Below are 6,081 nucleotides of genomic sequence, written 5' to 3'. Positions count from 1 at the left end.
TAGCGATTAGCGATTAGCGATTAGCGATTAAAGCTACACTCTAAGTTGCCGTCTGATAGTTCAAATAAAAGCCCCAAATCACTACGTGTTTTTGGGGCTTTTTTTATTAAGGTCCTCAAAGCTTTTTCAATTCAGCTTCCCACCAAGATTAGTCGCCATAATTAAGGCACAAATACTTCATGTTTAAATAGTCATCCAAGCCGTATTTAGAACCTTCTCGGCCAAAGCCAGACTGTTTTATCCCACCAAATGGCGCAGCGGCGTTAGAAATAATGCCTTCATTTACTCCGACCATACCGAACTTGAGAGCACTACTCACACGATGAATTCGATTGGCGTTCTGACTGAAAAAATAAGCTGCCAAGCCGTACTCTGTGCTATTGGCTATGTCTATGGCTTCTTGTTCTGATGAGAAAGGCTGTATCGCGGCCACAGGACCAAATATTTCATTTTGTGCGATGTCCATGTCATTAGTGACATCACTTAAAACAATTGGACCTTGAAGGTTTGTTTTGGATATATCACCATGATTCATAGATGCGCCCTCTTTTAATGCCGAGTCGACTAAAGCACGAACCTCTTCTGCAGCTTTATCGTGGATCATGGGCCCAATTTCCACTCCGTCTTGCAGTCCATTAGCTGTCTTAAGTTGACTTGCCGCAACGACAAATTTATTGATAAAAGACTCATACACTGACTGCTCGACCAAAATGCGATTAACACAAACACAAGTTTGTCCGGCATTTCTAAACTTGGCTTTGATTGCTCCCTCTACTGCGGCGTCGAGATCTGAGTCCGCGAAGACGATAAAAGGCGCATTACCACCAAGTTCAAAAGAAACTTTTTTCACCGTTGATGCGCATTGCTGCATCAACAACTTACCAACGCCTGTAGAGCCAGTAAAACTGAACTTATCAACTTTGTCATGCTTGGTCAGTACCTCACCAATTCCTTTCGCGTCTGAACCAACGACAATATTAATTACACCCGCTGGTATGCCGGCTCGTTCGGCAAGAACCCCAAGTGCTAAAGCAGAAAGTGGTGTCAATTCTGAAGGCCTACCGACAACTGTGTTACCAGCAGCAATCGCTGGCGCTATTTTTCTGGCTAACATTGAGCTTGGAAAATTCCAAGGAGTCACTGCACCTACAACCCCTATAGGTTGCCTTATTACCTTTATTTCGTGATGATTCGTCAATGCCGGAATCGTATCGCCATAAACACGCTTTCCTTCTTCAGCAAACCACTTGATGTAACTCGCACCATAATCAATTTCGCCACGCGATTCTTGTAATGGTTTGCCTTGCTCTAACGTCATGATCGTCGCCAAGTCTTCTTTATGCTCAAGCATTAAGTCGTGCCAACGCATCATATAGTCAAAACGCTCATAGCTAGTTTTGTTTGCCCATGACTTTTGCGCTTGATGAGCAGCTTCGATCGCATAGTTAACAAGCGTTAGGTCATCTTTTGAAGAAACATCTGTGACCTTAGCAACAACGGTATTATCGAAGGGGTTGTTAACCTCAAAAACACGGTCGGAAACATGCCACTGACCATTTATATATGAGCCTTCAGCAATTAGTCCTATGTCATCAATTACCTGACTAACGGCTTTGCTAACATCTGGTGTTGGTCGCTGACTTTTTAATTGCTCAACTAGGGGCTCAGACTCGAATCCAGAAACTTTTATGGGTGTGATTGGCTCTTGTGGGGACTGGCGGCTCATATTCGCTCCTGTTAAATTGCCAACGTAATGACGCATTCTATTGTCGATTATCGATAAGTCGGTAAAAGATAAGTCACTATTAGTTAAATCAATTATAGTTCAGTGGGTAACTTAATTAATAGCCACTTGATTTTAATTTAAAAAGTTCGTTTTTCTACTTAACAAAAAGGCCACAATTAGTGGCCTCCATCAATAACAAAGTTTGGAATTAACCAACAAGTTTCACCATTTCTTCTGCAACAGCGTGAGCTGAAGCTGGGTTTTGACCTGTAACAACTTTGTTCTCTGCAGTGACAAACTCACCCCAAGGTGCAACTTTGACATAACGGCCTGCCGTGCGAACTAAGCTTTCTTCCAATAAGAATGGAATTTTATCGATAGTGCCAAATTCAACTTCTTCTTCACGAGTAAAGCCTGTAACAGCAATATCTTCAATTAACTTTTTGCCATTTGAAAGTGTGATTGGTAACAAACCTGCTGGTCCATGACACACTGCACCTACAATTGCGCCCGCTTCGTACGCTTTAGCGGTTTGTTTAGCTACTTGCTCGTCACTGGCTAAGTCAGACAATAAGCCAAAACCACCAGGGTAAAAGATTGCATCATACTGACCGAAGTCGACATCTGCAGCCACTTTTGTTTGTTCTATTTTAGCTTGAAAATCACTATCAGCTAATACCGTCTCATTAACTTCGTCACCTTCGATATCAGTACCATAAAGAGGAGCGCTGCCACCTTTTATTGATGCGATGTCATAACTAAAACCTTTTTTCACGAACACATCGACCGCATGGGTTAACTCTGGAGAATACGTACCATTTGCTTCATCAGTTTTGCCTAACGTTGCGTGATTAGTGACTAATACAAGAATATTTTTTGCTGCCATGATTGTTCCTTTTATTAATTGAAAACAATGTTGAATTGATTGGTGCCTAGTCTAATACCATTCAATGGTGATGATAATTAGCACTTTTTAGAAAACTTTATTGCTATACTGCAACAATCAAATTTAAACAGTGACATTATTCAACGGTTGTCATAAGGAATCCGTAATGACTTTGAGCCATTCTTTTGATGGAATTCCCGAGTTTGTTGCCGTAGCTGAAACACAAGGCTTCACAAGCGCCGCGAACAAACTCAATGTTTCTACGTCTCATGTCAGCAGACAGATCGCTAAACTCGAAAAACGCCTTGGCGTCGCTTTGTTTGCTAGAAGTACGCGTAAGGTAAAACTCACGGATGCGGGTCAACAGTATTATCAGCACTGCTTAATATTAGTTGACGGTATTGCACATGCAAATGAAGAAGTAGGAAGTCAGCAAGTGGCATTATCAGGAACTCTACGCGTTTCTGCCGCTGGCGAATTTGCTGAGCAGTTTATTGTCCCTGAACTCATCAAGTTTGCTCAAGCTCACGCCAACCTCAAACTCGATATCGATTTTAATTCCAACATGGTGGATTTTGTTCAAGAAGGCGTCGACTTTTCTATTCGCTACGGTCAATTAAAGGACTCATCCTTGATTGCTAGAAAACTCGTAGATCGCCAACTTGTCGCTGCGGCAAGCCAAGACTATTTGACCCGCAGAGGCACACCGACTCACCCCACAGAGCTCAAAGATCATGACTGTGTCATTGCCAACTCAGACCATTGGCGCTTTGAAGAAAGCGGTAAAGACTTAACGGTTAAAGTGAATGCAAAATGGCGTTCGAACAGTGGTCGTAGCTTGGTCAAGGCAAGTGAAGCCGGATTGGGAGTTTGTTATATGCCACGTTCGAGCTTTGCCGATAGCCTTGAGCAGGGTCGGTTAGTTGAAGTTTTAGCGCCTTATTGGAGCTCGCATATCACTACTTGGATTGTCTATGCCAACCGGCAGTACTTACCAGCTCGTGCCCGAATGGCTATCGAACACTTGGTTTCTGCCTTTGCCGATTTCAAAGAATGAGGAATAACTAGGAAGGCGGAGACTCATAAGCATTAAAAAAGGCGTAGTTAAGTCACTACGCCTTCGTTTCTTATCTTATGTTTATTGTTTGGTGTTCGATGCTAAGTTTTTGGTGTCTATCTTTTATCGCACTTAGCTAATTACTCGTACGCTAGACACTCTTTTACCACATTAAGTCATCTGGAATGACGTAATCCGCATACGGATCGTCCTCATCAGGCTCTTCAAGAACGTTTTGAGCAACGAGTACTGAGTCATCGCGAAGCGCGATTTTATCCGATACCACACTTGGGATTACCGCATAGTCGTCTTCTGCCTCGCTAATTCGAACAATTGATAACAAGCCATTCGCTAATTGCTTCTGGATTTTGTCCGATACCTCTAATTTCTTAACCTTATTATTGTCAGTAAAATTATAGGTCACGGTATTTTTAGCACCAGGTAGCTCCAAGCTGTTCATCTCTATTAATTGTTTTACTTGAGCTTGAATCGCTTTTTGCTCGGCTTCACGCTTAATTTTTTCATTTAGCTCTTTATCTTTTTGAAGTTGCGCTTCACGTTTTTCTTGTGTTGCGGCTTTTACTTCACGTTTTAGATCACGAGTCTTTTTACTGTTCTTTTTGGCCTTTTTGGCTTTTTTTTCGTTGGTCAAGCCTGCTTTTAATAGCTGCTCTTGAAGTGACAACGCCATGGTCTATAACCTTTTTTCTTGAGTGTGTTATTCGTTAGATTCGGCTTTTGCTTTTTCTACTATCTCTCTTACGTCTTGCAGAAGTTGCTGAGAGTCGTAAACAATGCCGTCTTTAATGGTGTATTTTAACCCTTTTACACGCGTCGGGGTATTATTATCATCTAATTGATAATGCCCCGTGCCGTATAGTACTTTAAAGTTGTGTAATGGGTTGTGACTACTCACAATCAAGTCGGCCTTTTTGCCGATTGTCACACTACCTATTTCATCATCTAAACCCAACGCTTGTGCACCATTAAGCGTCGCGGATTGAATGACTTCTAATGGGTGAAAACCCGCTTCTTGCAACAACTCCAATTCGCGGATATAGCCAAAACCAAAGATTTTGTAGATGTACCCAGAATCAGAACCCGTGGTGACTCGACCACCGTGATTTTTATAGTCATTTAGAAAGGCCATCCACTTTTGATAGTTTTTCTTCCAATTAATTTCGTCAGCCGTTGTCCAGTCAAACCAATAACTTCCGTGGGCATAACGACTCGGCTCAAAAAACTTCCAAAGTGTTGGCAAGGTATATTCCTCATGCCAAATAGCTTGACGCTCGCGCATGAGATCACGACTTGCTTCGTAAATCGTCATGGTAGGGTTGATGGTGAAGTCTAACTCGATTAACTCATCACGAACTTGTTGCCAGTGCTTTGAATTAATGTCTGTGGCTTGCCCCCACAACTTACCCGCTTCGGCAAAACGGTCCATTTCGTTGTTGTAATTGTATTTGGCTGGATAATGTTGAATGACTTTATCTTCAAATAACGCCTCTGGTAAGCCATACCAATGTTCCATCGTCGTTAGACCTTTACGCGCAGAGTCCAATACGTTCATGCTCATTACGTTTAATTGTGCATGGTGCATCATGGTACCTAAGCCTTGCTTCTGCGCTTCGTCCAACGCCGCGTCCATAATCTTTGGTGTCGCACCAAAAAACTTAATACCAGCAGCGCCATATTTAGCTATTTTTTTCACCCATTTACGCGCTTGTTTGGCTGTATAAATAGGGCCATCGTGTCCCATACCAAAACCAACGTACGGTACAATACGTGGGGCGACGATAGTATTTTTGTCACTTCTGGTTTTATGATACAAGACCCAATCCAAACCATTAAAACTACCTGGTTCACGAATGGTGGTAATACCGTGACCAAGCCATAGCTTAAATACGTATTCGGCTGGCACACCTTTGGTAGAGCCTCCGATGTGACCATGCATATCAATAAAACCCGGCAATATGTAATGCCCTTCTACATCAATTTCTTTGTCGCCCTTTTGAGCCTTTATTCGGCCGCCCTCTTTGATTGGCACACCTGGATAACCCACCGAACGAATGTTCTTGATACGACCGTCTTCAATTAGAATATCAACCGGGCCGCGAGCCGGTGCCCCTTCACCATTTATCAAAATGCCGCCACGTAGAATCAGACGTTTGGCCTCAAGTCCTTCTGATTCTGCTCTTGCTGGTGCTTTTTCACCCGGCTCAGCAAGCGCAAATACGCTGAATAGCAACAAAGCTTTGGCTAACAATAATGAAAAGAGTTGGCGTTTAGTGATGCCTCTTTGTTTGAAGCGGAATAAAGACATAGTGAATCCTTTACTTAAAATGTTCAGAGCGGCTAGCCAAAGACAATTGTTAGGCCATGGCATGGGCAATTTTGTTTATTAATTTG

General features: G+C 42.6%; 5 protein-coding genes. 1 reads left to right on the top strand and 4 read right to left on the bottom strand.

The annotated features are described in order from the left end of the window. Nucleotides 1–148: 148 nt before the first annotated feature. Entirely contained in the window at nt 149–1,726 is a 1,578-nt protein-coding gene (locus AC4E96_RS07995; protein ID WP_490255441.1) for an NAD-dependent succinate-semialdehyde dehydrogenase, read from the bottom strand. Nucleotides 1,727–1,934: 208 nt separating this feature from the next. Continuing rightward, complete coding sequence (locus AC4E96_RS07990; protein ID WP_490255440.1) at nt 1,935–2,612, bottom strand: type 1 glutamine amidotransferase domain-containing protein; 678 nt, start codon at nt 2,610–2,612, stop codon at nt 1,935–1,937. Nucleotides 2,613–2,784: 172 nt separating this feature from the next. On the opposite strand from AC4E96_RS07990, the gene AC4E96_RS07985 reads away from it, so the two are divergent. Then, nucleotides 2,785–3,669: a LysR family transcriptional regulator gene (locus AC4E96_RS07985; protein ID WP_490255455.1), complete on the top strand. Its 885-nt coding sequence runs from the start codon at nt 2,785–2,787 to the stop codon at nt 3,667–3,669. 163 nt (nt 3,670–3,832) lie between these two features. On the opposite strand, the gene AC4E96_RS07980 is transcribed toward AC4E96_RS07985, so the two are convergent. After that, nucleotides 3,833–4,360, bottom strand: coding sequence for a DUF2058 domain-containing protein (locus tag AC4E96_RS07980; protein ID WP_488033630.1), 528 nt, complete (start codon nt 4,358–4,360; stop codon nt 3,833–3,835). A 27-nt stretch (nt 4,361–4,387) separates the two neighbouring features. Next, nucleotides 4,388–5,995: an amidohydrolase family protein gene (locus AC4E96_RS07975; protein ID WP_490255439.1), complete on the bottom strand. Its 1,608-nt coding sequence runs from the start codon at nt 5,993–5,995 to the stop codon at nt 4,388–4,390. Between the last annotated feature and the right edge of the window lie 86 nt (nt 5,996–6,081).

The sequence above is a fragment of the Psychrosphaera sp. genome, from assembly GCF_982872775.1.
Note: the sequence above shows the minus strand (reverse complement) of the source record. Positions and strands in the feature narration are given on the sequence as shown.

Bases quoted from the DNA above. Each gene is read 5' to 3' on its own strand.
- AC4E96_RS07995 (WP_490255441.1), bottom strand. From the start codon at position 1,726: ATGAGCCGCCAGTCCCCACAAGAGCCAATCACACCCATAAAAGTTTCT.
- AC4E96_RS07980 (WP_488033630.1), bottom strand. From the start codon at position 4,360: ATGGCGTTGTCACTTCAAGAGCAGCTATTAAAAGCAGGCTTGACCAAC.
- AC4E96_RS07990 (WP_490255440.1), bottom strand. From the start codon at position 2,612: ATGGCAGCAAAAAATATTCTTGTATTAGTCACTAATCACGCAACGTTA.
- AC4E96_RS07975 (WP_490255439.1), bottom strand. From the start codon at position 5,995: ATGTCTTTATTCCGCTTCAAACAAAGAGGCATCACTAAACGCCAACTC.